Source organism: Streptomyces abyssomicinicus, assembly GCF_008974245.1.
Taxonomy (GTDB): Bacteria; Actinomycetota; Actinomycetes; order Streptomycetales; family Streptomycetaceae; genus Streptomyces; species Streptomyces abyssomicinicus.
The window spans coordinates 17,327-43,573 of record NZ_BBZI01000009.1; the positions used below are offsets into that span (position 1 = coordinate 17,327).

Annotated in this window: 23 protein-coding genes; 5 read left to right on the forward strand and 18 right to left on the reverse strand. The window is 72.7% G+C overall.

Annotated features, from left to right (window positions below; all coding sequences use genetic code 11):
- The first annotated feature begins 58 nt into the window (after positions 1 to 58).
- Positions 59 to 1,471 (forward strand): DNA repair protein RadA, encoded by a 1,413-nt coding sequence (radA, locus tag GBN72_RS20505; protein WP_151773352.1) that lies wholly within the window; start codon positions 59 to 61, stop codon positions 1,469 to 1,471.
- A gap of 81 nt (positions 1,472 to 1,552) precedes the next feature.
- Positions 1,553 to 2,677 (forward strand): DNA integrity scanning diadenylate cyclase DisA, encoded by a 1,125-nt coding sequence (disA, locus tag GBN72_RS20510; protein WP_151773353.1) that lies wholly within the window; start codon positions 1,553 to 1,555, stop codon positions 2,675 to 2,677.
- 263 nt (positions 2,678 to 2,940) lie between these two features.
- Here disA and GBN72_RS20515 read toward each other — a convergent pair whose 3' ends face one another.
- Entirely contained in the window at positions 2,941 to 3,720 is a 780-nt protein-coding gene (locus GBN72_RS20515) for a hypothetical protein (RefSeq protein ID WP_369695896.1), read from the reverse strand.
- Positions 3,721 to 3,967: 247 nt separating this feature from the next.
- Between GBN72_RS20515 and GBN72_RS20520 the strand changes: the two genes are divergently transcribed.
- Positions 3,968 to 4,909, forward strand: coding sequence for an iron-sulfur binding domain-containing protein (locus GBN72_RS20520; RefSeq protein ID WP_151773355.1), 942 nt, complete (start codon positions 3,968 to 3,970; stop codon positions 4,907 to 4,909).
- A 198-nt stretch (positions 4,910 to 5,107) separates the two neighbouring features.
- Here GBN72_RS20520 and GBN72_RS20525 read toward each other — a convergent pair whose 3' ends face one another.
- The 12 genes from GBN72_RS20525 to GBN72_RS20580 form a co-directional block, all read right to left on the reverse strand.
- Positions 5,108 to 5,704, reverse strand: a complete 597-nt coding sequence (locus GBN72_RS20525; RefSeq protein ID WP_151773356.1) for a M23 family metallopeptidase — start codon at positions 5,702 to 5,704, stop codon at positions 5,108 to 5,110.
- Positions 5,705 to 6,116: 412 nt separating this feature from the next.
- Positions 6,117 to 8,642 (reverse strand): ATP-dependent Clp protease ATP-binding subunit, encoded by a 2,526-nt coding sequence (locus GBN72_RS20530; protein ID WP_151773357.1) that lies wholly within the window; start codon positions 8,640 to 8,642, stop codon positions 6,117 to 6,119.
- A 626-nt stretch (positions 8,643 to 9,268) separates the two neighbouring features.
- Positions 9,269 to 9,604 carry a histone-like nucleoid-structuring protein Lsr2 gene (locus tag GBN72_RS20540; RefSeq protein WP_151773359.1) on the reverse strand — a complete coding sequence of 112 codons (336 nt, stop codon included), beginning with the start codon at positions 9,602 to 9,604 and terminating at the stop codon, positions 9,269 to 9,271.
- Positions 9,605 to 9,862: 258 nt separating this feature from the next.
- A complete protein-coding gene (locus GBN72_RS20545) occupies positions 9,863 to 10,396 on the reverse strand; it encodes an amino-acid N-acetyltransferase (protein WP_151773360.1) in 534 nt (177 codons plus the stop codon).
- Between the two features lie 9 nt (positions 10,397 to 10,405).
- Positions 10,406 to 10,969, reverse strand: a complete 564-nt coding sequence (locus GBN72_RS20550; protein ID WP_151773361.1) for a BlaI/MecI/CopY family transcriptional regulator — start codon at positions 10,967 to 10,969, stop codon at positions 10,406 to 10,408.
- 120 nt (positions 10,970 to 11,089) lie between these two features.
- Complete coding sequence (locus tag GBN72_RS34200; protein WP_164540770.1) at positions 11,090 to 11,260, reverse strand: hypothetical protein; 171 nt, start codon at positions 11,258 to 11,260, stop codon at positions 11,090 to 11,092.
- Between the two features lie 26 nt (positions 11,261 to 11,286).
- The gene (locus tag GBN72_RS20555) at positions 11,287 to 12,084 is read right to left on the reverse strand and encodes a serine/threonine-protein kinase (RefSeq protein WP_164540808.1); all 798 of its coding nucleotides are present in this window, start codon (positions 12,082 to 12,084) and stop codon (positions 11,287 to 11,289) included.
- A 261-nt stretch (positions 12,085 to 12,345) separates the two neighbouring features.
- Entirely contained in the window at positions 12,346 to 13,143 is a 798-nt protein-coding gene (locus tag GBN72_RS20560) for a type III pantothenate kinase (RefSeq protein ID WP_151773363.1), read from the reverse strand.
- A gap of 11 nt (positions 13,144 to 13,154) precedes the next feature.
- Positions 13,155 to 14,180, reverse strand: a complete 1,026-nt coding sequence (nadC, locus tag GBN72_RS20565; RefSeq protein WP_151773364.1) for a carboxylating nicotinate-nucleotide diphosphorylase — start codon at positions 14,178 to 14,180, stop codon at positions 13,155 to 13,157.
- Entirely contained in the window at positions 14,177 to 16,093 is a 1,917-nt protein-coding gene (locus GBN72_RS20570) for an L-aspartate oxidase (RefSeq protein ID WP_246212702.1), read from the reverse strand. The genes nadC and GBN72_RS20570 overlap by 4 nt, the downstream gene beginning before the upstream one ends.
- Complete coding sequence (panC, locus tag GBN72_RS20575; RefSeq protein WP_151773365.1) at positions 16,090 to 17,136, reverse strand: pantoate--beta-alanine ligase; 1,047 nt, start codon at positions 17,134 to 17,136, stop codon at positions 16,090 to 16,092. Before panC ends, GBN72_RS20570 begins: the two co-directional genes overlap by 4 nt.
- A complete protein-coding gene (locus GBN72_RS20580) occupies positions 17,133 to 18,110 on the reverse strand; it encodes a Rossmann-like and DUF2520 domain-containing protein (protein WP_151773366.1) in 978 nt (325 codons plus the stop codon). The genes panC and GBN72_RS20580 overlap by 4 nt, the downstream gene beginning before the upstream one ends.
- A gap of 221 nt (positions 18,111 to 18,331) precedes the next feature.
- Here GBN72_RS20580 and GBN72_RS20585 point away from each other — a divergent pair, with 221 nt between their 5' ends.
- Positions 18,332 to 19,486, forward strand: a complete 1,155-nt coding sequence (locus GBN72_RS20585; RefSeq protein ID WP_151773367.1) for a threonine aldolase family protein — start codon at positions 18,332 to 18,334, stop codon at positions 19,484 to 19,486.
- A 139-nt stretch (positions 19,487 to 19,625) separates the two neighbouring features.
- Here the strand turns inward: GBN72_RS20585 and GBN72_RS20590 are convergent, their stop codons facing one another.
- The 3 genes from GBN72_RS20590 to GBN72_RS20600 form a co-directional block, all read right to left on the reverse strand.
- Positions 19,626 to 20,258, reverse strand: coding sequence for an AAA family ATPase (locus GBN72_RS20590; RefSeq protein WP_151773368.1), 633 nt, complete (start codon positions 20,256 to 20,258; stop codon positions 19,626 to 19,628).
- An 87-nt stretch (positions 20,259 to 20,345) separates the two neighbouring features.
- Positions 20,346 to 21,026: a response regulator gene (locus tag GBN72_RS20595; protein ID WP_151773369.1), complete on the reverse strand. Its 681-nt coding sequence runs from the start codon at positions 21,024 to 21,026 to the stop codon at positions 20,346 to 20,348.
- A 114-nt stretch (positions 21,027 to 21,140) separates the two neighbouring features.
- Positions 21,141 to 22,340 carry a sensor histidine kinase gene (locus GBN72_RS20600; protein WP_151773370.1) on the reverse strand — a complete coding sequence of 400 codons (1,200 nt, stop codon included), beginning with the start codon at positions 22,338 to 22,340 and terminating at the stop codon, positions 21,141 to 21,143.
- A gap of 144 nt (positions 22,341 to 22,484) precedes the next feature.
- Here GBN72_RS20600 and GBN72_RS20605 point away from each other — a divergent pair, with 144 nt between their 5' ends.
- Positions 22,485 to 23,498 (forward strand): SAM-dependent methyltransferase, encoded by a 1,014-nt coding sequence (locus GBN72_RS20605; RefSeq protein WP_151773371.1) that lies wholly within the window; start codon positions 22,485 to 22,487, stop codon positions 23,496 to 23,498.
- A gap of 42 nt (positions 23,499 to 23,540) precedes the next feature.
- Here the strand turns inward: GBN72_RS20605 and GBN72_RS20610 are convergent, their stop codons facing one another.
- Both GBN72_RS20610 and GBN72_RS20615 read right to left on the reverse strand, forming a co-directional pair.
- Entirely contained in the window at positions 23,541 to 24,692 is a 1,152-nt protein-coding gene (locus GBN72_RS20610) for an NADH-quinone oxidoreductase subunit D (RefSeq protein ID WP_151773372.1), read from the reverse strand.
- 107 nt (positions 24,693 to 24,799) lie between these two features.
- Positions 24,800 to 26,101, reverse strand: coding sequence for a hypothetical protein (locus tag GBN72_RS20615; RefSeq protein ID WP_151773373.1), 1,302 nt, complete (start codon positions 26,099 to 26,101; stop codon positions 24,800 to 24,802).
- Between the last annotated feature and the right edge of the window lie 146 nt (positions 26,102 to 26,247).

Sequence of the window (26,247 nt, forward strand, 5' to 3'; positions counted from 1 at the left end):
GCCTGTTCGTGCACGGTGGCGGGAGGGACTGTCGGTGCCGCCGGTTACGGTGTGCGCTATGGCTGCCCGCACCAAGTCGACCAAGGACCGTCCGTCCTACCGCTGCACCGAATGCGGCTGGCAGACGGCCAAATGGCTCGGCCGCTGCCCCGAATGCCACGCCTGGGGCACCGTGGAGGAGTACGGCAGCGCCCCCGCGGTCCGCACCACCGCGCCCGGCCGGGTCACCACCTCTGCCGTCCCCATCGGCCAGGTCGACGGCAAGCAGGCCACCGCCCGCTCCACCGGCGTTCCCGAGCTGGACCGGGTGCTCGGCGGCGGCCTGGTGCCCGGCGCCGTGGTCCTGGTGGCGGGCGAACCGGGTGTCGGCAAGTCGACGCTGCTGCTGGACGTCGCCGCCAAGTCGGCGAGTTCCGAGCACCGCACGCTCTACGTGACCGGCGAGGAGTCCGCCAGCCAGGTCCGGCTGCGCGCCGACCGCATCCACGCCATCCACGACCACCTCTACCTCGCCGCCGAGACGGACCTGTCCACGGTGCTCGGCCACATCGAGGCCGTCCAGCCGTCCCTGCTGATCCTCGACTCGGTGCAGACGGTCGCCTCGCCGGAGATCGACGGCGCCCCCGGCGGCATGGCGCAGGTCCGCGAGGTGGCGGGCGCGCTGATCCGCGCCTCCAAGGAGCGCGGCATGTCCACGCTGCTGGTCGGTCACGTCACCAAGGACGGCAGCATCGCCGGTCCGCGCCTGCTGGAGCACCTGGTGGACGTGGTCCTCAACTTCGAGGGCGACCGGCACGCCAGGCTGCGCCTGGTGCGCGGCGTGAAGAACCGGTACGGCACCACCGACGAGGTCGGCTGCTTCGAGCTGCACGACGAGGGCATCACCGGCCTCGCGGACCCGTCCGGCCTCTTCCTCACCCGCCGGGCCGAGCCCGTTCCCGGCACCTGTCTCACGGTCACCCTGGAGGGCCGCCGCCCCCTGGTCGCCGAGGTCCAGGCGCTCACCGTCGACACCCAGATCCCCACGCCCCGGCGCACCACCTCGGGCCTGGAGACCTCCCGCGTCTCGATGATGCTGGCCGTGCTGGAGCAGCGCGGCCGGATCAAGGCGCTGGGCAAGCAGGACATCTATTCGGCCACCGTGGGCGGCGTGCGGCTATCCGAGCCCGCCGCCGACCTGGCGGTCGCGCTGGCTCTGGCGTCCGCGGCCAGCGACACCCCGCTGCCGAAGAACCTGGTGGCCATCGGCGAAGTGGGCCTCGCCGGAGAGGTGAGGAGGGTCACCGGCGTGCAGCGGCGGTTGGCCGAAGCCCATCGCCTCGGATTCACACATGCGCTGGTCCCGGCCGATCCGGGGAAGATTCCTTCTGGGATGAAGGTGCTCGAGGTGGCCGACATCTCGGACGCGTTGAGGGTCCTGCCGCGCTCCCGTCCGCGAGAGGCCCGGCAGGAGAGCGAGGACCGCCGGTAGACTTTGCCCCGGTCTCGCCCGTCCGTGCGAAGTGTGCGCGGCGCGGGAAGCGCCTGAAGAATCTGCGACCGGAGGAGAGCAGTGGCAGCCAACGACCGGGCCTCAGCTCCCGGAAAGTCCGGTGGGAGCTCCGGTGCCGACGGGCTGATGCGCGCCTCGCTGAGCGCCGTGGCGCCCGGTACCGCGCTGCGCGACGGCCTGGAGCGGGTGCTGCGCGGCAACACCGGCGGCCTGATCGTGCTCGGCTCCGACAAGACCGTCGAGACGATGGCCACCGGCGGCTTCGTCCTGGACGTCGAGTTCAGCGCGACCCGGCTGCGCGAGCTGTGCAAGCTCGACGGCGGCATCGTGCTCTCGACCGACCTCTCGAAGATCCTGCGGGCGGGCGTGCAACTGGTGCCCGACCCGACCATCCCCACCGAGGAGACCGGCACCCGGCACCGCACGGCGGACCGGGTCAGCAAGCAGGTCGGCTTCCCCGTGGTCTCCGTCTCCCAGTCGATGCGGCTGATCGCGCTCTACGTGGACGGGCAGCGGCGGGTCCTGGAGGACTCGGCGGCCATCCTGTCCCGGGCCAACCAGGCGCTCGCCACGCTGGAGCGGTACAAGCTCCGCCTGGACGAGGTCGCCGGCACGCTGTCCGCGCTGGAGATCGAGGACCTGGTCACGGTGCGGGACGTCTCCGCGGTCGCGCAGCGGCTGGAGATGGTGCGCCGGATCGCCACCGAGATCGCCGAGTACGTGGTGGAGCTGGGCACCGACGGGCGTCTGCTGGCGCTCCAGCTGGACGAGCTGATCGCCGGCGTCGAGCCGGAGCGTGAGCTGATCGTCCGGGACTACGTGCCGGAGCCGACGCCGAAGCGGTCGCGCTCGGTGGACGAGGCGCTGTCCGAGCTGGACGCGCTCGGGCACACGGAGCTGCTGGACATCGCCACGGTGGCGCGGGCGCTGGGGTACACCGGGTCTCCGGAGGCGCTGGACGGGGCGGTCTCTCCGCGCGGTTTCCGGCTGCTGGCCAAGGTGCCGCGGCTGCCGGGGGCGATCATCGACCGGCTGGTCGAGCACTTCGGAGGGCTGCAGAAGCTGCTGGCCGCCAGCGTCGACGACCTGCAGACCGTCGACGGGGTCGGCGAGGCCCGTGCGCGGAGTGTCCGCGAGGGTCTCTCCCGCCTCGCGGAATCCTCCATCCTGGAGCGCTACGTCTAGCTCTGGGCTCGAACGCGGAGTCCTGGCCGCGCGCGCGTCCCGGACGTCCGCGCGGTCGGGGCGACCGCGACAGCCGCGGCGCGCGTGGGCGGGCTCGCGGCGTACAGGGGTGGGCGCGCGGCGTGCGCGGGCGGTGCGTGCCCGGTCCGCGTGGACGGTGCGTGCCCGGTCCGCGTGGACGGTGCGTGCCCGGTCCTCACCTCACCCGGGCGGAAGCCCGGCACCTCACCCCGCGGGTGCGGGCGGGCGCCGGCCCCCGGGGCTCAGTCGGACTTGAGGGTGAACGTCGCCTGCAGCGGGCTGGACGTCACCCCGCTCTTGGCCACCACCAGATACGTCCCCGCCCCCGCGCTCCCCTTCGGGGCGGCCGCACACTTGTCCGAGTCGCTCGGCTTGCGGTCCCACTCCACCTCGTAGGTGATGGACCCGCCCTTGGGCACCCGGAACAGCAGCGCGCCGTCCTCCGGGCAGTCCGCCGAGGACCAGTACGTCTCGTCGTCCTCCGCGTTGGCCTTGGTGATCTTCATGACGGCCGCCCGCGGCCCGAGGTCGATCTTGCAGTCGCCGCCCGACGTGTTGCTCACCGTCAGCCGCAGCACCGGCTTCTCGTCGTCCTCATAGGTGTTGCGGACACTGCGCAGGCTCAGCCGCACGTCGCCCTTGGAGCAGGTGGCGAGGTCCGTGCCGCCCGACAGCCTGCTCACCGAGCTGGTCCAGCCGTCCCCGGAGCTGCCGGAGGACCCGGAGGAACTCCCCGCCCCGCCCGAGCCACCGCCGGAACCGGACCCGCCGTCGCCCTCACCCGACCCGGCACCCTCAGCCGCACCGCCCGACGACGTGCCCGCGGAGGAGTCACCCGAGCCGCCCGAGCCGGACTCGTCACGCCCACCGGGGGTGTCGTCGATCGCGGGACCCGAGCCGGAGGGGCCGGGGGTGATCGACGGCGCGGGATTCTTGCCGTCCGGACCGCCCGCGTTGTCGCCGGAACCGTTTCGGCCGCCGGTCACCAGCCATACGGCCAGCCCCGCCAGCGCGAACAGCACGACAAAGAAGACAGCCCTCCGTCGCCAATAGATGGAGGAGGGAAGCGGCCCGACCGGATTGCGCAAAGATCCCACGGCGCAAACTGTACGAGAGATCGGACGCCCCGCAGGCGGCACCCGCCGTGCGCACCACAACTTTTCCGGATCATCATCCCGGTAGGCCGTTTCCGCACCCTGGAGCACTGCCAACGGGTGACCGATTGGGCACATCGGGTGACCCCGCGGTCGTGGCAGGATCGATGACGCCATGACCGCATCCACGAAGAACGGGCCGTCCACCCCGCGGAGCACCGCGGAACAGGCCGCCCCCAGCGCCGACGCCGTCCCCCTGCACACCCCCGTGAACGCCTGGTTCGAGGCGAACGCCCGCGACCTGCCCTGGCGGCGCCCCGAGGCGGGCGCCTGGGGAGTGATGGTCAGCGAGTTCATGCTCCAGCAGACACCGGTCAACCGGGTCCTGCCGGTGTACGAGCAGTGGCTGGCCCGCTGGCCGCGCCCCGCCGACCTGGCCGCCGAGGCGCCGGGCGAGGCGGTGCGGGCCTGGGGCCGGCTCGGCTACCCGCGCCGCGCCCTGCGCCTGCACGGCGCGGCCGTCGCCATCACCGAACGGCACGGCGGCGAGGTCCCCACCGACCACGCCGAACTGCTGGCGTTGCCCGGTGTCGGCGAGTACACGGCCGCGGCCGTCGCCTCCTTCGCCTTCGGGCAGCGCCACGCCGTGCTGGACACCAACGTCCGGCGGGTCCTGGCCCGCGCGGTGACCGGCGTCCAGTACCCGCCGAACGCCACCACGGCCGCCGAGCGCCGGCTGGCCGCCGCGCTGCTCCCGGACGAGGACCGCACGGCCGCCCGGTGGGCCGCGGCCTCCATGGAACTGGGCGCGCTGATCTGCACCGCACGGAACGAGAGCTGCCACCGCTGCCCCCTCGCCGCCCGCTGCGCCTGGCGCCAGGCCGGGAAACCGGAGCACGACGGTCCGCCGCGGCGGGGCCAGACCTACGCGGGAACCGACCGCCAGGTGCGCGGCAAACTCCTCGCTGTACTGCGCGCCGCGGAGGGCCCGGTCCCGCAGGCGGCACTGGACGCGGTGTGGGACGAGCCGGTGCAGCGGGCGCGTGCGCTGGACGGCCTGGTGGCCGACGGCCTGGTGGAGCCGCTCGAGGACGGCATGTACCGCCTGCCCGGCTGACACCCCCGCCCCATCCCGGCCCCGACTCCCGCTCCGGCCCCGAGCTCCGGCTCCCGGCTCCCGGCTCCCGGCTCCGGGGACACGAGCGGCCCCGGAGCCGCGGAGGCCCTTGGAGACGCGAATGGCCCCCGGCAGCAGTGCTGCCGGGGGCCTTCCGCATGTTCGTCCGTCGCGCCGCCGCGCGTCACCGTGGGGGCGTCAGATCTTGACGCCCTTGGAGGCGAGGAACTGGGCCGGGTCGACGGCCGAGCCGTAGTTGGCGGTGGTGCGGATCTCGAAGTGCAGGTGCGGACCGCTGGAGTTGCCGGTGTTGCCGGACAGGGCGATCTGCTCGCCGGTGTTCACCTTCTCGCCGACGCTCACCTCGACCTTGGAGAGGTGGGCGTACTGCGAGTAGGTGCCGTTGCCGTGCTTGATCACGACGGCGTTGCCGTAGGCGGGGCCGTCACCGGCGCCCCAGCTGCCGGCCTTGACGACGGTGCCCTCGTGGGCGGCGAAGACCTTGGTGCCGGTCGGCACGGCGAAGTCCTGGCCGGAGTGCTTGTGCGCCCACATGCCGCCGTTCTGGGCGTAGCTCGCGGACAGCTTGTAGTGCTGGACCGGGTCGACCCAGGAGTTGCCCTTGGCGGCCGCCGCGGGGGCGCCGGCGGTGGGGGCGCCGACGGCGGGTGCGCCGGCAGCAGTCGCGACTCCGGCGCCGAGGACGACCGAGGCTCCGAGGCCGGCGGCGACGACCGCGGCACGGGTACGGAGGGTGGTCGTGCCGGTGGTGCGGAGCGTGACGTGCTTGAACATGAAGAACCCTTTGTTCGGGGACGGGATCGCCGAGAGGGAAGGACCGGAAGGACCCGGTCTCGCCGTCGGCCATACCTTGGTAACCCGATCAGGGCACTCCTGACAATCATGTGATCTACGACTATGCGTAGTATCCAGCCTTAATCCGGACAGGCTTCGCAATATTCTTTTTTCGGACTAATAAGACATCACGCAGGTCGGAGGAGCTGCCCGCCCCCTCGACGGGACCGAAGCGCCCGCCACCGTCTACTACCCGTCCTCGTACGTGATCTGAGTCGCGTGCCCCACCTCACCGGGCGCACCTGCTCCGCGGGCCCGAAGTGTGGCCCCGTGCACAGCGGTTGGGGACGCCGAAGGGCCGGTGCGGAAGCTCCGCACCGGCCCTTCGGGTCACTCGGGTGACGCGTCGGCGTTACGCGTCCTTGCTCAGGTTGGGGCCACCGCCCGCGGCCTGCTCGACCGGCGGGGCGTCCGGCAGCGCGGCCTTTTCCTCACCGCGGAAGGTGAAGGTCTGGTCCTCGCCCTCCCCCTCGGTGTCGACGACCACGATGTGACCGGGGCGCAGCTCGCCGAAGAGGATCTTCTCCGAGAGCGTGTCCTCGACCTCGCGCTGGATGGTCCGGCGCAGCGGCCGGGCGCCCAGGACGGGGTCGTAGCCCTTCTTGGACAGCAGCTCCTTGGCGGACTGGGAGAGCTCGAGGCCCATGTCCCGGTCCTTCAGGCGCTCGTCCACCTTGCTGATCATCAGGTCGACGATCCGCAGGATGTCCGCCTGCGTGAGCTGCGGGAAGACCACCACGTCGTCGACGCGGTTGAGGAACTCGGGGCGGAAGTGCTGCTTGAGCTCGTCCGAGACCTTGTTCTTCATGCGCTCGTAGTTGGTCTTCGTGTCGCCCTGGGCGGCGAAGCCCAGGTTGAAGCCCTTGGAGATGTCCCGGGTTCCGAGGTTGGTCGTCATGATGATGACCGTGTTCTTGAAGTCCACGACCCGGCCCTGGGAGTCGGTCAGGCGACCGTCCTCCAGGATCTGCAGCAGCGAGTTGAAGATGTCCGGGTGCGCCTTCTCGACCTCGTCGAAGAGGACCACGGAGAACGGCTTGCGGCGGACCTTCTCGGTCAGCTGGCCGCCCTCCTCGTAGCCCACGTATCCGGGCGGGGAACCGAAGAGACGCGAGACCGTGTGCTTCTCGCTGAACTCCGACATGTCGAGGGAGATCAGCGCGTCCTCGTCGCCGAAGAGGAACTCGGCGAGCGCCTTGGACAGCTCGGTCTTACCGACACCGGACGGGCCGGCGAAGATGAACGAGCCACCCGGACGCTTCGGGTCCTTCAGGCCGGCACGGGTACGGCGGATCGCCTTGGAGAGCGCCTTGACCGCGTCGTTCTGGCCGATGACCCGCTTGTGGAGCTCGTCCTCCATGCGGAGCAGGCGGCTGGACTCCTCCTCGGTCAGCTTGAAGACCGGGATGCCGGTGGCGGTGGCGAGGACCTCGGCGATCAGGTCGCCGTCGACCTCGGCCACGACGTCCATGTCGCCGGCCTTCCACTCCTTCTCCCGCTTGGCCTTCGCGGCGAGGAGCTGCTTCTCCTTGTCGCGCAGGGACGCGGCCTTCTCGAAGTCCTGCGAGTCGATCGCGGACTCCTTGTCGCGGCGGACGCCGGCGATCTTCTCGTCGAACTCGCGGAGGTCCGGCGGCGCGGTCATCCGGCGGATGCGCATCCGGGAACCGGCCTCGTCGATCAGGTCGATCGCCTTGTCCGGGAGGAAGCGGTCCGAGATGTACCGGTCGGCCAGGGTGGCGGCCTGGACCAGCGCCTCGTCGGTGATCGAGACGCGGTGGTGCGCCTCGTACCGGTCGCGCAGACCCTTGAGGATCTCGATGGTGTGCGGCAGCGACGGCTCCGCGACCTGGATGGGCTGGAAGCGGCGCTCGAGGGCCGCGTCCTTCTCCAGGTGCTTGCGGTACTCGTCGAGCGTGGTGGCGCCGATGGTCTGGAGCTCACCGCGGGCCAGCATCGGCTTGAGGATGCTGGCGGCGTCGATCGCGCCCTCGGCGGCACCCGCACCCACGAGCGTGTGCAGCTCGTCGATGAACAGGATGATGTCGCCGCGGGTGCGGATCTCCTTGAGCACCTTCTTCAGGCGCTCCTCGAAGTCACCGCGGTAGCGGGAGCCGGCGACCAGGGCGCCGAGGTCCAGGGTGTAGAGGTGCTTGTCCTTGAGGGTCTCGGGCACCTCGCCCTTGACGATGGCCTGGGCGAGGCCCTCGACGACGGCGGTCTTGCCGACGCCGGGCTCACCGATCAGCACCGGGTTGTTCTTGGTACGGCGGGACAGCACCTGCATGACCCGCTCGATCTCCTTCTCGCGCCCGATGACCGGGTCGAGCTTGGACTCACGAGCGGCCTGGGTGAGGTTCCGGCCGAACTGGTCGAGGACCAGGGAGGTCGAGGGGGTGCCCTCGGCGGGACCACCGGCGGTGGCGGCCTCCTTGCTCCCCGAGTAGCCCGACAGCAGCTGGATGACCTGCTGGCGGACACGGTTGAGGTCTGCGCCCAGCTTGACCAGGACCTGGGCGGCGACGCCCTCGCCCTCGCGGATCAGGCCGAGCAGGATGTGTTCCGTGCCGATGTAGTTGTGGCCCAGCTGAAGGGCCTCGCGGAGCGACAGCTCCAGGACCTTCTTGGCACGGGGGGTGAAGGGGATGTGGCCGGACGGGGCCTGCTGGCCCTGGCCGATGATCTCCTCCACCTGCTGGCGGACCGCCTCGAGCGAAATCCCGAGGCTCTCCAGGGCCTTAGCGGCGACACCCTCACCCTCGTGGATCAGGCCCAGGAGGATGTGCTCGGTGCCGATGTAGTTGTGGTTGAGCATCCGGGCTTCTTCCTGAGCCAGGACGACAACCCGCCGCGCGCGGTCGGTGAACCTCTCGAACATCGTTAATCGCTCCTCAGAGCGGTCAGGCAGTAAGGGGGCTGTCCCCTTCCTGTCCTTCCGCAGCTTAGTCCCGCAAGCGGGGACCGCTCATTCCAACTGCCGACACCGTCCTTGGCCTCCTGACCCGGAACGCCGACATCTGCTCCAACCCGATGGTGCGAGACGATGTTCCCGCAGGCCAGGCACTTACGTCCTCCACCAGTACGCCGATGGCGAACGGAAGGCCGCCTTTCCTGCGTGTCGACCCCTCCCACTAGGGATGTCTTACCCGCAACGACCGACAGTCCATGCGGCGTGCCCCGGTCTCCTCCGCTACGGGCGAACAACCTTGCGCCGCTCCGCCGACCCGCGCGCCCCCGTTCCGGTTACGCAGCGCGTTCGAAACGCGATCGCTGTGAACAATCTGTGATGAAGGGTCCGGGACGCCGACAAGGGACCGGGTACCGCCGGGAAGGGCCGGGAACCGTCCGGAACGGTCCGGAATCACCGGAACGCTCCTGGATCACCGGAGGGGTCCTGGATCACCGGAGGGGTCCTGGAACCGCCGGGAGCCGCCCGGGAACGGCAGAGAGCCGCACCATGGCGGCTCTCCGGCATCGAACCGGGCCGTCGGCTGTCGGAGGCCGTCAGCCGTTGGCCTTCTCGTACGCCTCGCGGATCTTCGCCGGCACCCGGCCGCGGTCGTTCACCTCGAGACCCTGTTCCTTGGCCCAGGCGCGGATCTGCGCCGTCTCCTGGCTGCTGCCCGCCGCCGCACGCGTCTTGGCACGGCCGCCGGAGGCGCGGCCACCGGTACGGCGCCCGCTCTTCACGTAGGGCTCGAGCAGGCCGCGCAGCTTGTCCGCGTTGGCTGTCGTGAGGTCGATCTCGTACGTCTTGCCGTCCAGCGCGAACGTCACCGTCTCGTCCGCCTCGCCGCCGTCGAGGTCGTCGACAAGAAGGACCTGAACCTTCTGTGCCACCGCTATTCCTTTCATCGATAACCCTGGGGCGGCTCCGGGCGGAGCCGTTTCGCCGTCCCTCGTTATATGCAGTACTGCAGTACGCCGGAAAGCAAACCGCTTTTGCCTGGAAAACACAAACCCCCGGGAGAGGCCGGGCTCGCGAACGCAGCCGAAAACCTGCCCGTTCCGGACATAGGGAACCCGTGAAGAGGGAAGGACCCGGAATACCTCACACGGTGAAGGAGCGGAGAAGGGCTTCGCCGCCGCCGTAGAAGATCACAGATGCAGAAGCATCCGACTGTTGCCCAGGGTGTTCGGTTTCACTCGTTCGAGTCCCAGGAACTCCGCCACGCCCTCGTCATACGAGCGCAGGAGCTCCGCGTAGACATCGGTGTCGACAGGGGTCTCGCCGATCTCGACGAAGCCGTGCTTCCCGAAGAACTCGACTTCGAAGGTGAGACAGAAAACGCGGCGTACACCGAGCCATCGCGCGGTCTGCAGGAGCTTCTCCAGCAAGTGATGCCCGACGCCCGCGCCCTTGAGTACCGGGTTCACGGCGAGAGTGCGCACTTCGGCGAGGTCTTCCCACATCACGTGCAGCGCGCCGCAGCCGACCACCTCGGCGTTGTCGTCGCGTTCCGCCACCCAGAACTCCTGGATGTCCTCGTAAAGCGTGACGGTCGCTTTGTCGAGGAGCCTGCCGTCACGGGTGTACGCGTCGAGGAGTCGACGGAGAGCGGGGACATCACCGGTCCTGGCCCTGCGTACGGTGAAAGCTTTGGTGCTGACTTCGGAACGCTCCACTGACATGTCCGGACGTTATCGCCCGGAACCGTCGTCCGCCGACTCGGGGGCGTTCTCACCACTCGGGACGTTCTCGTCACCCGCCGTGTTCCCCGCTGCCGGCGCCTTCCCGGCTTCCGGCGCCTTCCCGGCTTCCGGTGCCTTCCCGGCTTCCGGAGTGTTTGCGGCGTGCGGTGCGTTCCCGGAGTCCGAGGCGTTCTCAGCATCCGGGACGGCGCCGGGGCCGTGTGCGATGCGGAGTGCGTCGCGGACCATGCCGCGCTGCTCCTCGTTCATCATCCCGAAGAACGCCACCAGGGCCGCGGTGGGATTGTCGCTCCGGGACCAGGCGTCGTTCATCAGCGCGGCCACGTATGCGGCACGGCTGGAGACCGCCTCATATCGATAGGCCCGGCCTTCGGCGTGCCGGCGGACCCAGCCCTTGCGCTGGAGATTGTCGAGAACGGTCATCACCGTGGTGTAGGCGATCGAGCGTTCCCTCTGGAGATCTTCCAGGACTTCCCGGACGGTCACGGGCCGGTTCCACTGCCAGATCCGGCTCATGACGGCGTCTTCGAGTTCTCCCAGGGGTTTCGGCATGGGAGGGACGATAGCCCCGGAACGCGCCCGTTCCGGGCGGGCGCGGCACGTGCGCGGCGCGGACGCGGCGCACGTGCGGACGCCGCGTCCGCGGCGGCGGACCGGAACGAGGGGCGGCTGTCAGGCCTCGTCGCGGCGGGGGGTGGCCTGGGCCTGGGCCAGGGCCGCGTCCACCGCGGCGTCCTCCTTGGCCTTGTTGGCTCCGCCCTGGGTTTTGATGATCACCCGGATGACCCCGATGAAGAAGGCGGCCATCACGAACGGGGGCAGGAGCGCGGAAACGTAGTCCATGGCACCAGGGTAGCCACCCCCCGCGCTCAGCCCGCGGCCAGCCGCCCCGTCGAGGGTTCGTCCGGTGGAGCGGACGGTGAGGCGGGCGAGGAGGGCGGGCCGGACGGCTTACGGCGCGGGAACACCTCGCCGGGGGTGGGAATCGGCCGCCCGGGCGACGGCTGCGGGGGGTTCTGCGGGTCGGAGGACGGCGAAGGCTCCGGCCTCTCCTCCGGATCGCCCTCACCGCCGTCCGCGCTCAGGCCGCCGGGCAGGGCCAGCAGCCGGGTGCGGGCCGTCGGGACCCCTCGCGCGGCCCGGCCGAGGAGTTCGGCGGCCTCGGTGAGCGGTCGCCGGCCGGGGGGAACCGAGGCCGTCGCGGGCACCGGTACGAGTTCCGGGCGGGCCGCCGTCGCCGGCTCCGAACCCTGCACGGGCAGGACCGGCACGGGCACGGGCACGGCCACCGGCGGGACGGCCACCGGCGTGACGGCACGCTCGCGCTCGGCGGGGGTGTCGCACCGGCGCAGCAGGGCGGCGGCGACGGGGTTGCCGCTCAGGGCGCGGAGTGCGGCCAGGTCCTCCTGTTCCGGGCGGTGACCGGCGTCCAGCGCCTCGCGCAGGAGACGGAGGTAGCCGGTGACGGTGCCCGGGAGGGCGGCGCGGTAGCGGACCAGGTCGGCCAGGAGGAAGGCGCGCTGCCGGGCCGCCTCCCGCGTCACCTCGTCGACCGCGTCGGCGAGCCGCAGGCAGTCCTGGACCTCCTGGGGGGAGGCGGGGCGGGGGTGAAGGGCGAGGGCGAGGGCACGGCGGAGCACGCGCAGCTCTTGCGGGCCGAACGCCATGCCGCGGGATCCGTAGGGCGTGGGCATGGCGCGACCATACGCGCCAATCAGACAATCATGGACATATTTCCATCGGCGCGCCGTCCCCGCCCCTCCGACCGGCCCTCCGTGCGATCGCCCGCGTCACCGGGGACGAGCAGGCCCGGACACCCGCGCCCCGGCACCGTGCAGACGGGTGCCGGGGCGCGGACGGGACGTGAGGCCAGGGCGGTGAAGCCGGAGGCGGTGAAGCCGGGGGCAGTGAGGTCAAGAGCGGTGAGGTCAGCTGCGGCCGATGTTGCGCTCGTAGACGAGACGGAGCCCGATCAGCGTGAGCCACGGCTCGTGCTCGTCGATGACCGTGGATTCGCCGAGGACCATGGGCGCCAGGCCACCCGTGGCGATGACCGTGACGTCGTCGGGATCGTCGGCCAGCTCGCGGGCCATCCGCTCGACGACCCCGTCGACCTGCCCGGCGAAGCCGTAGATGATGCCCGACTGCATCGCCTCGACCGTGTTCCGCCCGATCACGCTCCGCGGGCGCGCAACCTCGATCTTGCGGAGCTGTGCGCCCTTGACGCCCAGCGCTTCCACGGAGATCTCGATGCCCGGCGCGATCACCCCTCCGATGTACTCCCCGCGGGCGCTGACCGCGTCGAAGGTGGTGGCGGTGCCGAAGTCGACCACGATGGCGGGCCCGCCGTAGAGCTCGGCCGCGGCGACCGCGTTGATGATGCGGTCCGCGCCGACCTCCTTGGGGTTGTCGGTGAGGATCGGCACGCCCGTCTTGACGCCGGGCTCGACAATCACCGCGGGCACGTCGCCGTAGTACCGGCGGGTCACCTCACGCAGTTCGTGCAGGACGGACGGGACGGTGGCGCAGATGGCGATGCCGTCGATGCCCTCGCCGAGTTCGCCGCCGAGCAGCGGGTGTGCCCCCATCAGGCCCTGCATCAGCACGGCCATCTCGTCCGCGGTGCGGCGCGGGTCGGTGGAGATGCGCCAGTGCTCGATGACCTCCGAGCCGTCGAACAGTCCCAGCACGGTGTGCGTGTTGCCCACGTCGATCGTCAGCAGCATGGCCCCCGCCCCTACTCCGAGTCGTTCTGCGCCGCGCCCTGAGCCTCACGGAGGTCCAGGCCGATGTCCAGGATGGGCGAGGAGTGCGTGAGCGCGCCCACCGCCAGGTGGTCGACGCCGGTGTCGGCGTACGCCTTGGCGTTCTCCAGGGTGAGCCGTCCGGACGCCTCCAGCTTGGCCCGCCCGGCGGTGACGGCGACCGCCTCCGCGCACTCGGCGGGCGTGAAGTTGTCCAGCAGGATCAGGTCGGCCCCGGCGTCCAGCACCTCGCGGAGCTGGTGCAGCGTGTCGACCTCGACCTCGATCGGCAGCTCCGGGAAGCGCTCGCGGACCGCCCGGAACGCCTCGGCCACGCCACCGGCCGCGACCACGTGGTTGTCCTTGACCAGGGCGGCGTCGGAGAGCGACATCCGGTGGTTCTCGCCGCCGCCGCAGCGCACCGCGTACTTCTCCAGCGAGCGGAGACCGGGCGTGGTCTTACGGGTGTCGCGGACGGTCGCGGAGGTGCCTTCGAGGACGTCGGCCCAGGCGCGGGTGGCGGTGGCGATGCCGGACAGGCGGCACATGATGTTGAGCGCGCTGCGCTCCGCGGTGAGCAGGTCACGCGTACGGGTGGTGACCGAGAGCAGTTTCTGCCCGGCTTCCACACGGTCGCCGTCCTCGGCGTGCCGCTCGACCTCGAACTCGTCGGAGGCGACCACCGAGATCACCGCCTCGGCGATCCGCAGCCCGGCGACCACGCCCGCCTCACGGGCGGTGAAGTCGGCGGTGGCGACGGCCTCCTCGGGGATGGTGGCCCAGGTGGTGACGTCCACGCCGCCGTCGAGGTCCTCAGCGACCGCCATGGTCGCGATGTCCTCCACCTCGGCCGGGTCGAGGCCGGCCTCGGTCAGCAGCTCGGCCAGGGCGGGGTCGAGGCCGCACTCGTAGTCGTCGAACTCGTGGTCGTCGCCGGCGCCGCAGGCGCAGCCGTCGCCGCAGCCTCCCCCGTCGGCGAGGGGGAGGTCGGCAGGGCCGGAGGGGTCGGAGGGGCTCACTTCTTCACTGCTCCTGTGGGAGTGGTGACCGGTGCGAAGCCCGGTCCGTCGGTGGTGTGCACGGCGAGCGTACGGCCCTCGCCGAGGCGGACGACGATGTGGCGGCGCCACTGCTCGTCGTCCCGGTCGGGGCGGTCCTCGCGCCAGTGGCAGCCGCGGGTCTCCTCACGGCGGCGGGCCGCCTCGACGAGGACCCGGGCGACCAGCAGGAGGTTGGCCGTCTCCCAGGTCTCGGTGCCCGGGACGGGCTGCTTCCCGGGGCCCTCGGCGGCGGTCTGCAGTTCGGCCAGCTTCTCGGCGGCCCGCCGCAGGGAGTCGGCCGAACGCAGCACGCCGGCGCCCTCGGTCATGATGCGCTGGACGGCGGACCGGTCCTCGGGGGCGGGGAGCGGCTGGACCCCGGCCGTCTGCGGCACGGCCGGGACCGCGGTGCGGGCGGGCGCGCCGTCCTCGGCCCGGCGTGGGGCACCGACGACGGCCTCGGGCTCGGCTTCGGCTTCGGGCTCGGCTTCGGACTCGGCTTCGGCTTCGGCTTCGGCTTCGGGCTCGGCCTTGGTGTCGGCCTCGGTGCCGGCGGTGCCGGTGATGCCCGCGATGCCCGCGACCCCCGCGGGCGCGACGCCTCCGGACGCGATGTCGGCGGCGATCCGCTCGGCGTAGACCAGCCCCTCCAGCAGGGAGTTCGAGGCCAGCCGGTTGGCACCGTGGACGCCGGTGCAGGCGACCTCGCCGCAGGCGTAGAGGCCGGGCACGGTGGTGCGGCCGGACGAATCGGTGCGGACGCCACCAGAGGCGTAGTGGGCGGCCGGGGCGACCGGGATCGGCTCGGTGACCGGGTCGATGCCGTGCGTCCGGCAGGCGGCGAGGATGGTCGGGAAGCGGTGCTCCCACATCTCGGCGCCGAAGTGGCGGGCGTCCAGGTACATGTGCGCGGCGCCCGTCTCCAGCATCCGGCGCATGATGCCCTTGGCCACGATGTCGCGCGGGGCCAGCTCGGCCAGCTCGTGCTGACCGACCATGAACCGGACTCCGTCCGCGTCGACCAGGTGGGCGCCCTCGCCGCGGACCGCCTCGGAGACCAGCGGCTGCTGGCCCTCGGCGTCGGGGCCGAGGAAGAGGACGGTCGGGTGGAACTGGACGAACTCCAGGTCGCTGACCTCGGCGCCGGCCCGCAGCGCGAGCGCCACGCCGTCGCCGGTGGAGACCGACGGGTTGGTGGTGGCGGAGAACACCTGGCCCATGCCGCCGGTGGCGAGGACCACGGCGGGGGCGTGGACGGCGCCGACACCGTCGTGCGCGCCCTCGCCCATGACGTGCAGGGTGACGCCTGCCGTGCGGCCCTCGGCGTCGGTGAGCAGGTCGAGGACCAGGGCGTGTTCGACGGTCCGCAGGCCGCGGGCCTGGACCGCCTCGACCAGGGCACGGGATATCTCGGCGCCGGTGGCGTCACCGCCCGCGTGCGCGATGCGGCGGCGGTGGTGGCCGCCCTCGCGCGTCAGCGCGATCCCGCCGCCCGCGTCGGTGTCGAAGCGGGCGCCGGTGGAGATCAGGCGGCGCACCGCGTCGGGGCCCTCGGTGACCAGCAGGCGCACGGCCTCCTCGTCGCAGAGTCCCGCGCCCGCGACCAGGGTGTCGTCGAGGTGCTGCCCGGGGGTGTCGCCCTCGCCCAGGGCGGCGGCTATGCCGCCCTGCGCCCAGCGGGTGGATCCGGCGTCCAGCCGGGCCTTGGTGACGACGACGGTGCGCAGCCCGGCCGCCTCGCAGCGCAGCGCGGCGGTCAGTCCGGCCACGCCGGAGCCGACGACGACCACGTCGGCGTCGACGGACCAGCCGGGTGCGGGCGCGGGCAGCCGTATACCGGCGCGCGGGGTGGGCGCGGGGCCGGTGGGGGTCACGGGGCCGGTGGGGGTCACGGGGTGTCTCCGTCTTCCGGGCCGGGCTCGCGACCGCCGTCCGGGGCGAAGGTGAGCGGCAGGTTGTCGATCAGCCGGGTCCGGCCGACCGTGGCGGCGAGAGCGAGCACGGCCTCGCCGGTGTGGTCGTCGGTGACCTCGGTGAAGTCCGCGGGGTCGACCAGCGCCAGGTAGTCGAGGACCAGCGGGGGCTCCGTCCTGGCCGCGTCGTCCAGCACCAGGCGGGCGGCGTCGCGGACGGCGGCGGGACCCGAGGCATTGCCGCAGGCTGCGGCCAGCGCGTGCGCGTCGGCGGCCTCGCGGCTCTCGCCGAGCCGCTCCAGCGCGGCGGCACGGGCCTCGGTGGAGGGGACCTCCTGGGCGCGGGCGCGCAGCGCCTCCAGGGCGGCGAGCCGGTCGCGGCCCGCGAAGAGCGCACGGGACAGGGCGAGCGCGGTGCGCCGCTCGTCGGCGGAGAGGTAGCGGTTGCGGCTGGAGAGGGCCAGGCCGTCCTCCTCCCGGACCGTGGGCACGCCGACGATCTCCACACCGAAGTTCAGGTCGCGGACCATCCGGCGGATCAGCGCCAGCTGCTGGGCGTCCTTCTGCCCGTAGAAGGCGATGTCCGGGCGGGTGAGGTGGAGCAGCTTGCCGACGACGGTGAGCATGCCGTCGAAGTGGCCGGGACGGAAGGCACCCTCGAGGCGCTCGCCCATCGGCCCGGCGGTGATCCTCACCTGGGGCTCGCCGCCGGGGTAGACCTCGTCGACCGGCGGGGCGAAGACCACGTCGGCCCCGCAGGAGGCGGCGAGTTCCACGTCGGCGTCGAGGGTGCGCGGGTAGCGGTCGAGGTCCTCACCCGCGCCGAACTGCAGCGGGTTGACGAAGACGGTGACCACGACCTCCCCCTGCGGGCCGGCCTTCTCGCGGGCCGCGCGGATGAGGGTGCCGTGCCCCTCGTGCAGGGCGCCCATGGTCATCACGACGGCGCGGCGTCCGGTGCGGGGGCGGGCCGCCAGGTCCGCGGCGGTGTGCAGCAGCTCGGGCTTGCCGGCCTGGGTCATCGGGTGTCCTCCCCGTCGTCGCCGGTGGTCCCGTCCGTTCCACGGGGGCCGCCGGCGCGGTCGGTCGTGCCGTCCTGGCCGAGTACCCCGAGAAGGTCTTCGGCGAGTTCGGGCCTGAGCAGTCCCTTCGCGAGGGCGCGGTCGGCGGTGGCGCGGGCCATCGCCAGGTAGCCGGGCAGGGTCTGCGGGGCGTGCCGGCGCAGCTGCTCGATGTGGGCGGCGACCGTGCCCGCGTCGCCGCGGGAGACGGGACCGGTCAGGGCGGCGTCACCGGAACGCAGCGCGTTGTCCAGGGCGGCGCCGAGCAGCGGGCCGAGCATCCGGTCCGGGGCGCCCACTCCGGCGGCGCCGAGCAGTTCCATGGACTGGGCGACCAGGGTGATCAGGTGGTTGGAGCCCAGGGCCAGCGCCGCGTGGTAGAGCGGGCGGTTGCGTTCCTCGATCCACTCGGGTTCGCCCCCCATCTCCACCACCAGCGCCTCGGCGGCAAGCCGCAGCTGCTCCGGCGCGGTGACGCCGAACGAGCAGCCCGCCAGGCGCTGCACGTCGACCGCGGTGCCGGTGAAGGTCATCGCGGGGTGCAGGGCGAGCGGGAGCGCGCCGACCCGCAGGGCGGGCTCCATGACGCCGACGCCGTACCGGCCGGAGGTGTGCACGACCAGCTGGCCGGGGCGGATCGCGCCGGTCTCCGCGAGGCCCTGCACGAGTCCGGGCAGGACGTCGTCCGGGACGGTGAGCAGGACCAGCTCGGAGCGGGCCAGCACCTCGGCCGGAGTGACCAGCGGGACGTCCGGCAGCAGCTCGGCGGCCCGGCGCCGGGAGGCGTCGGAAACGCCGGACACCGCGGCCGGCCGGTGCCCGGCCAGTTGGAGCGAGGCCGCCAGCGCCGGACCGACGCGGCCGGCGCCGACGACGCCGACGGCGAGCCGCGCGGGGCGGTCCCTGGGGTCGGGGGGATGGGGTTGTGTGGTCACGCGACGAGGGCCTTCCCGTTCCAGTCCGCTTCGGGTACCGGACGATTTCTCGTCATGTTAACGCGATCCCTTCCGCAGGGGTCGGTTGTCCACAGGCTGCGTCCGGTCGCTCCCCCTCGTCCTCCGGCCGTTGTCCACAGGGGCTCTTCCGCAAGGCCTCGTCCACAGGTGCTTTTCCACAGGTCCGGCAGGGGACGGCGATCGCAGGCATGATCCTTGCCATGAACGACAGTGCGAACGACCAGGCGGCGCGGCGTGCCCGGCGGCTGGAACTGCTCCGGGACTCCGTCCGGACACTGACCCGGCCGGGGTTCCGGTCGACGCTGCGCGAGCGGCTGGACGACCTGGTGGAGCAGGCGGGCTCGGTCCACGACCTGGACGAGCCCTCGGACATCTACGGCGGCGGCGTGGTGGAGGCCTTGGAGCGCCGGGTGGCCGGCCTGCTGGGCATGGAGGCCGCGGCCTTCTTCCCGTCGGGCACCATGGCGCAGCAGGTCGCGTTGCGCTGCTGGGCCGGGCGGACGGGCAACCGGGCGGTGGCCCTGCATCCGCTGGCGCACCCCGAGATGCACGAGCGCAACGCGTTCGCGGAGGTGGCCGGTCTGAGGACACTGCGGCTGACGGACGAGCCCCGGCTGCCCACGCCGCAGGAGATACAGGACCTGGGTGAGCCGTTCGGCGCGCTGATGGTGGAACTGCCGCTGCGTGACGCCGGGTTCGTGCTGCCCACCTGGGAGGAGCTGACGGCCACCGTGGAAGCGGCCCGTGAGCTGGACGCGGTCGTCCACTTCGACGGCGCCCGGCTGTGGGAGTCGACGGTCCACCTCGGGCGTCCGCTGGACGAGATCGCCGGCCTGGCGGACTCGGTGTACGTCTCGTTCTACAAGTCGCTGGACGGCTTCTCGGGCGCGGTGCTGGCCGGTCCGGCCTCACTGGTGGAGGAGGCCCGGGTGTGGCGGCACCGGTACGGCGGGCAGGTGTTCCAGCAGTTCCCGGCCGCGCTGTCGGCGCTGCTCGGGCTGGAGCGTGAGCTGCCCCGGCTGCCGGAGTACGTGGCGCACGCCAAGGTGGTGGCGGCTGCGCTGGCGGAAGGGCTGGCCGCCGGAGGGCTGCCGTGGGCGCGGGTGCATCCGGAGCCGCCTCACACCCACCAGTTCCAGGTCTGGCTGCCGTACGCGCCCGAGGTGCTGGAGCAGACGGCGATACGCCAGGCGGAGGAGACCGGGCGGCTGCTCTTCGTGGCCGACTGGCACGCCCAGGGGCCCGGGATCTCGTACCACGAGACCACGGTGACCTCCCCGGGGCTGGAGTGGACCGGCGAGGAGGTACGGGAGGCGGCCCGGGACTTCGCGGAGCGGCTGCTCGCGCGCGGCTGACCGGCGCGCCGCCCGGCCTCCGGCGGATCCGCCGACGCCCGTCGGACCCGGTCGGGCTCCAGGGAGCCGGTCGGGCTCCGGTGCGGGGCGGTCGGCCTCCGGCACAGGCGGCCGGACTCTGCCGGTCCGGTCGGGCTGTTCAGTCGAACCGGATGTGGCGAAGCCCGACCCGGGCCCGGCGGTAGCGGTCGGCCAGCGCTCCGCCCCGGTTGGGGCGGAGCGTGAGGCCGGCCAGGACGGCGATCCGGTCGGCGGTCCTGGGCACGGTGAAGTCGTCCGTCCACAGGTGTTCGGCGAACTCGGGCTCCTTGAGGCGCTCCAGTGTCCCGTCGAGCCGCTCGACGGCCCAGCTTTCGAACCGTCGTGGTTTCCACCGGCCCACCAGGTGGCCCAGCATGCGTCCGAGGCCGCGTTCACGCAGTCGCCGCAGCACGGTCTCCCGTTGCGCGAGGAGGGTGAAGTGCCGTACGTCATGTCCCAGTTCGCCGAGTCGTCCGACCGTCTGCGCGAAGTACTCGGGATCGGTCACCGTCATCGGGACGATCACCACGCCCTCGTGGCGGGTGAGGGCGAGGTCGAGCACCTCGACCACACCCTGGCGCCAGGAGGCCAGGTCCTGGAAGTCGCCGCGCAGTTCGGGCGGCGTCATCCGGCGCAGGCCGAATCCGAGGTGCTCCGGGTCGCAGATCACGCTGCCGGGCAGCCGTCGGTGTATCTCGTGCGCGGTCTGTGTCTTGCCGCCCCCGAAAGGGCCGTTGATCCACAGGAGCATGGGCAGAATCTAGTGGCCGGGGGCCGCGCGCGGGCCCGGTCGGGACAATCCGCGGTCGCCGGCCCATGGCGGGGAGGGGCGGCGGTCTCAGCCGAGCCCTCCGGCCCGCACCAGGCCCGTCTCGTAGGCGAGGACCACGACCTGGACCCGGTCGCGCAGCCCGAGTTTGGTGAGGATGCGCCCCACGTGGGTCTTCACGGTGGCCTCGGACAGGACCAGCCGGGCCGCGATCTCCCCGTTGGACAGCCCCTGGGCGACCAGCACCATCACCTCCCGCTCGCGCGTGGTGAGCCGGGACAGCTCCTCGTCCCGGGTCCGCGAACGCTCGTCGGGGAGGCCCGGCAGCATGGGCGCGAACCGGTCCAGCAGTCGGCGGGTGGTGGACGGCGCGACCACGGCGTCCCCGCTGTGCACGGCGCGGATGGCGGCCAGCAGGTCGCCCGGCGGGACGTCCTTGAGCATGAATCCGCTGGCCCCGGCCCGCAGCGCGGTGAACGCGTACTCGTCCAGGTCGAAGGTGGTCAGGATCAGCACCTTGGGCGCTCCCGGTTCCGCGCAGACCCGGCGGGTGGCCTCGACGCCGTCCATGCGCGGCATCCTGACGTCCATCAGCACCACGTCGGCCCGCGCACCGGCGAGCAGACGCAGCGCCTCCTCGCCGTCGCCGGCCTCGGCGACCACCTCCATGTCGGGCTGGGCGTCCAGCACCATGCGGAAGCCGGTGCGCAGCAGCGCCTGGTCGTCGACGAGCATCACGCGGATCGGCATCGGTTTCTCGCGTTCCGTGAGGGGGTGGGCGGCAGGAGGCCTGGTGGGCGGGTGGCAGGGGGCGCGGTGTCCGAAGGCGGGCCGGCGGAGGGCGGGTGGTCTGACGGCGACGTCTCAGAGGCTGGATCTGAGCGGCAGCAGGGCACTGATGCGGAAGCCTCCGTCGGGCCGCGGGCCGGCGTCGAGGGTGCCGCCGACCATGCCGACGCGCTCCCTCATGCCGATCAGTCCCTGCCCCTGTCCGTCCGCGCCGCCCGCGGCGCACAGTTCCGGCGGGGCACCCCGGCCGTCGTCCTCGACCAGCAGGCCCAGTCCGTCGTCGAAGTAGACCAGCCGGACCCCGGCTCCCGCCTCGGGCCCCGCGTGCTTGCGGACGTTGGTCAGGGCCTCCTGCACGATGCGGTAGGCGGTGAGCTCCACCCCGCTGGGCAGCGGGCGGGGGCTGCCCTCGACCTTGAAGTCCACGGTCAGGCCCGCGCCCCGGCACTGCTCGACCAGGTCCTCTATCTGCGCCACGTCCGGCTGCGGCACGTACTCACCGTTCACCGGCTGCTCCCCGGTGCGCAGCACACCCAGCAGGCGGCGCATCTCCGCGAGGGCCTGCCGACCGGTGGCCGAGATGGTCTCCAGGGCCTTCTTCGACTGCTCGGGGGCGGTGTCCAGGACATAGGCGGCGCCGTCGGCCTGGACCACCATCACGGACACGTTGTGGGCCACCACGTCATGCAGTTCCCGGGCTATCCGGGCGCGCTCGGCGGCCACCGCGATCTTGGCCTGGGACTCCCGCTCCCGCTCCAGCCGGGCGGCCCGCTCCTCCAGCTGCGCGAAGTAGGCGCTGCGGGTGCGGCGGGCGTCGCCGAGCACCCAGGCGAAGACCAGCGGCACGGTCTGGAAGACCAGGATCACCACGTTGCCCAGCAGGGACGACTTCTCCTCCGGCCAGCGCAGCTGCACCAGGGGGGCCGCCAGTAGGGCCACCACCAGAGCGGCGCGCGAGGCACGGACGCTGCCGGCCACGGCGACCGAGTAGATGGTCATCAGCAGCGCGAAGTCGGCCGGGAGGATCGGCACGTCCATCACCAGCTGGAGGGCTCCGGCCGCGGTGGCCAGCAGCAGCATCCGCTCCGGCATCCGGGACCGCAGCGTCGTCGCCACGCCGAGGGCGAGGATCAGCGGCAGGACGACCGGCCGTTCCCCGTAGGCGGTATCGGGACGGTGGTCCCCCATCGCCACCGACGGGAGGACGAGCAGAACCGCCCAGAAGCCGTCCACCCAGGTCTGGTGGGAGCGGATGAAGTCGTAGAGGCGCTGCACCTGTACAGGGTAGGGATGCCGGAGCCCTCCGGAAGTCAGCCGGGCGATCGATCCCCGTGGGCCGGCCGTACACCCCCAGGGGGAGCCGGCCCGCTCAGGGGCGCGAGGCGCCTAGCCTTGCCACGTGGCGAAGGCGGGACAGCGATGACGGGACACGGCGACCGGACGGGCGGCGACCGGACGGGCGGCGCACGCGGGTGGCGGGAGGCGGCGCGGGCGGCGCTGTACGGCCCGGGCGGCTTCTACCGCCGGCCGGAGGGCCCGGCAGGACACTTCCGCACCTCGGTGCACGCCTCCCCACTGTTCGCGAACGCCGTCTCCCGGCTGCTGTGCCGGGTCGACGCGGCACTGGACCGGCCCTCGGACCTGACCTTCGTCGACATGGCGGCCGGACGCGGAGAACTGGCCGCCCGGGTCCTCGCCGAGCTCCCGCCGGAGGTGGCCCTGCGGACCCGGGTCTGCGCCGTGGAGGTGGCGGACCGCCCCGCCGGACTGCCGGAGCGGATCGAGTGGCTGGACGAACCCCCGCCCGGGGTGCGCGGGCTGCTGTTCGCCAACGAGTGGCTGGACAACGTGCCGGTGGACGTCGCGGAGACCGACGAGGACGGTGTCCCACGCCGCGTCCTGGTCCACGCGGACGGCACAGAGGTTCCCGGCGAGCCGGTGGACGGCGAGGACGCCGCCTGGCTGGAGCGCTGGTGGCCGCTGCCGCCCGAGGAGGGGCTGCGCGCCGAGATCGGCCTGCCGCGCGACCGGGCCTGGGCGGGGGCGGTGGCCTCCCTGGACCGAGGGCTCGCGGTGGCCGTCGACTACGCGCACACGGCCGGCGCCCGGCCCCCGTTCGGCACGCTCACCGGTTTCCGCGAGGGCCGCGAGGTGCCGCCCGTCCCCGACGGCTGCCGCGACCTGACCGCCCATGTCGCGCTGGACGCCTGTCTCCTGCCAGGGGGGCGCCTGCTCACCCAGCGGGAGGCGCTGCGCGCGCTCGGCGCCACGGGTTCCCGGCCACCGCTGGCCCTGGCCTCCTCCGACCCCGCGGGCTACGTCCGCGCCCTCGCCTCGGCCGGCGAGGCCGCGGAACTCACCGCGACCGGCGGACTCGGCGACTTCACCTGGCTCCTCCAGCCGGTCGGCGTTCCGGACCCGCTGGCGCCGTGAGGGCGGCCGGCCCCCGCCCGGCCGACCTCACGGCACTGCCGCCTACTTGTCGATGTCCCCGACGACGAAGAAGAGCGAGCCGAGGATGGCGACCATGTCGGCGACCAGGGTGCCTGGCAGCAGCTCGGTGAGCGTCTGGATGTTGTTGAAGGACGCCGACCGCAGCTTCAGCCGGTACGGGGTCTTCTCACCGCGCGAGACCAGGTAGTAGCCGTTGATGCCGAGCGGGTTCTCGGTCCACGCGTAGGTGTGCCCCTCCGGCGCCTTCAGCACCTTGGGCAGCCGCTGGTTGACCGGCCCCGGCGGCAGCTCGGCCAGCCTGTCCAGGCACGCCTCCGCCAGGTCGAGCGCGTTGTGGGTCTGCCCCAGCAGGCACTCGAACCGCGCCAGGCAGTCGCCCTCCTGGCGGGTGACCACCTGGAGGACGTCGCCGAGCTCGCCGTACGCCAGGTAGGGCTCGTCGCGCCGCAGGTCGAAGTCGACGCCGGAGGCACGGGCGATCGGCCCGCTCACCCCGTAGGCGTGCACCGCCTCCGCTCTCAGCACGCCGACGCCGCGGGTCCGGCCGCGGAAGATCTCGTTGCCGAGCACCAGGTCGTCGAAGACGTCCATCCGGGATCGCACGGCGGCCACCACGGCACGGACCCGGTCCGTCCAGCCCAGCGGCAGGTCCTCCTTGAGGCCGCCGACCCGGTTGAACATGTAGTGGATGCGTCCGCCGGAGACCTCCTCCATGACGTGCTGGAGGTCCTCGCGCTCACGGAAGGCGTAGAACATCGGCGTGATGCCGCCGAGCTCCAGCGGGTAGGAGCCGAGGAACATCAGGTGGTTGAGCACCCGGTTGAGCTCGGCGAGCAGGGTGCGGATCCACACCGCCCGGTCCGGGACCTCCATACCGAGCATCCGCTCGACCGCCATCACCACGCCCAGCTCGTTGGAGAACGCCGAGAGCCAGTCGTGACGATTGGCCAGCATGATGATCTGCCGGTAATCACGGGCCTCGAAGAGCTTCTCCGCGCCGCGGTGCATGTAGCCGATCACCGGCTCGGCGCTGGTGATGCGTTCGCCGTCCAGCACCAGGCGCAGGCGCAGCACGCCGTGCGTGGAGGGGTGCTGGGGGCCGATGTTGAGCACCATGTCGGTGGTCTCGGCGGCGGCGCCGATGCCGACCGTGGTCTGCGTCGTGGACGTCATGGCTTCAGTCTCGCCTACTGCGGACGCGGGGCGTGGGGGCAGGGCGGGCGGGACCCAGGAGGGACCGCCCGTCACGGCGCGCGGGGCGCGGTGCGTGTTCCGGCGGGTCAGGACGCCGCGTGCAGGTCGTCATCCTGTGCGTCGACGTCGATCACCCGGCCGACGTCGGTCCGCGGCGACGTCCTGATCAGCGGCTGCGCCGGAACGGACGCGGTCCGCCCCTCGCTCCGGGGCTGCGGAGCGGCGGGCTGCCACGGTGTCTGCTGAGCCGCCTGCTGCGGAGCCGCCTGCTGCTGAGTCTCGTGCTGCGGAGCCTCCTGCTGCTGGGCCTCCTGCTGCTGGACGGCCGGCTCCCGGGCGGCGTACTGCCCGGCCTCCTGCGGCTCGGACCCGTGCTGCTCGGCCCGCTGCGTGCCGAAGAAGTCGAAGCCGCCCTCGGCACCGGGACGGCGCGGAGTCCCGGCGGCCGGGACCACGGCGACGGCGGTGGGCACCGTGTAGTGCCCACCGGCCGGGCGGACCGGCTGAGCCGTCGACGAGCCGCCCGTGGCGCCACCCGGCTCGCCCTCGGCACCACTTCCGTTCCCGTTCCCGTCCCCAGGCACGGCACGGTCGGGCAGTGCCTCCTCCACGTCCGTGGCCGGCACGGTGCCGTCGGCCGCCCGCCCGCCGTCGAGGCCGGGATCGCGGTGCGCATCCGGTCCGTGGACGTCCTCGACGTCCTCGACGCGCGCGGGCTCCTCGATCTCCGGGGCCTCGCCCGACTCGGCGGCCCCATCCAGGTCCCCGTCCTCGGTCAGCTCGGCCCGCGCGGAACGCGCCTCGCCGAACGCGGACCCATCGCTCTCGGACCCCCCGATCCCGGACGCACCGAACGCGGACCCGGAGTCGGCGGACCCGGCACCCGCGGGCCACGGCTCCGCACCGACGGCGGCCGGGCGGGTCTCCAGCGCGTCCAGCGCCGCCCTCGCCCGGCGGAACAGCTCGCCGCCCCGCGGCGAGAAGGGCCGGGCGGGCTCCGGGGCCGGGGCCGGACCGAGCGCCGGGGCCTCACGTACCGGAGGCAGCGCCGGGACGGGGTCCTTGGCCTCGATCTCCAGCAGGCGTCGCCCCTCCAGGGCACTCGCCCGCTCCGTCTCCGCCGTCGCGTAGCGCCGCAGCAGGGAGGCGTGCTCGTTGCGCAGCGCCGCCAGTTCGGCACGCTTGGACCGCAGCCGCTGCTCCAGCTTGATCCGGAGCTCCCGGCCCTCCTCCAGGTCGGCCTCCAGCTCCGCCACCCGCTCCTCGTGCTGCCACTCGGCACTGGCCTTGGCGCGCTTCAGCTCGGCGACGCTCAGACCGGCCGCCGCGTCCCAGCGCCGCAGGGTCACCGCGGCGGCCACGCCGACCACGGCGGCGAGAGCGGTCATCAGCCGCAACAGCAACGGTTCACCAAGGAACCACGGAACCAGCGCACAGACCACGGACACGACTGCGAACGCCGACGGCGGCAGGAGCCTGTGCAGAGGCGGGGAATGACGATGGCGTCCTCGTGGCATGGCCAGAAACTTACCGC

Coding starts and splice junctions, on each gene's coding strand:
- GBN72_RS20605 (WP_151773371.1), top strand. CDS start 22,485: ATGACGGGACACGGCGACCGGACGGGCGGCGACCGGACGGGCGGCGCA.
- GBN72_RS20525 (WP_151773356.1), bottom strand. CDS start 5,704: ATGTTCAAGCACGTCACGCTCCGCACCACCGGCACGACCACCCTCCGT.
- GBN72_RS20555 (WP_164540808.1), bottom strand. CDS start 12,084: ATGGCGTTCGGCCCGCAAGAGCTGCGCGTGCTCCGCCGTGCCCTCGCC.
- GBN72_RS20595 (WP_151773369.1), bottom strand. CDS start 21,026: ATGCCGATCCGCGTGATGCTCGTCGACGACCAGGCGCTGCTGCGCACC.
- GBN72_RS20610 (WP_151773372.1), bottom strand. CDS start 24,692: ATGACGTCCACGACGCAGACCACGGTCGGCATCGGCGCCGCCGCCGAG.
- GBN72_RS20520 (WP_151773355.1), top strand. CDS start 3,968: ATGACCGCATCCACGAAGAACGGGCCGTCCACCCCGCGGAGCACCGCG.
- GBN72_RS20545 (WP_151773360.1), bottom strand. CDS start 10,396: ATGTCAGTGGAGCGTTCCGAAGTCAGCACCAAAGCTTTCACCGTACGC.
- GBN72_RS20590 (WP_151773368.1), bottom strand. CDS start 20,258: ATGCTCCTGTGGATCAACGGCCCTTTCGGGGGCGGCAAGACACAGACC.
- GBN72_RS20585 (WP_151773367.1), top strand. CDS start 18,332: ATGAACGACAGTGCGAACGACCAGGCGGCGCGGCGTGCCCGGCGGCTG.
- GBN72_RS20615 (WP_151773373.1), bottom strand. CDS start 26,101: ATGACCGCTCTCGCCGCCGTGGTCGGCGTGGCCGCCGCGGTGACCCTG.
- GBN72_RS20550 (WP_151773361.1), bottom strand. CDS start 10,969: ATGCCGAAACCCCTGGGAGAACTCGAAGACGCCGTCATGAGCCGGATC.
- radA (WP_151773352.1), top strand. CDS start 59: ATGGCTGCCCGCACCAAGTCGACCAAGGACCGTCCGTCCTACCGCTGC.
- GBN72_RS34200 (WP_164540770.1), bottom strand. CDS start 11,260: ATGGACTACGTTTCCGCGCTCCTGCCCCCGTTCGTGATGGCCGCCTTC.
- GBN72_RS20560 (WP_151773363.1), bottom strand. CDS start 13,143: ATGCTGCTGACGATCGACGTGGGCAACACGCACACCGTGCTGGGACTG.
- panC (WP_151773365.1), bottom strand. CDS start 17,136: ATGACCCAGGCCGGCAAGCCCGAGCTGCTGCACACCGCCGCGGACCTG.
- GBN72_RS20530 (WP_151773357.1), bottom strand. CDS start 8,642: ATGTTCGAGAGGTTCACCGACCGCGCGCGGCGGGTTGTCGTCCTGGCT.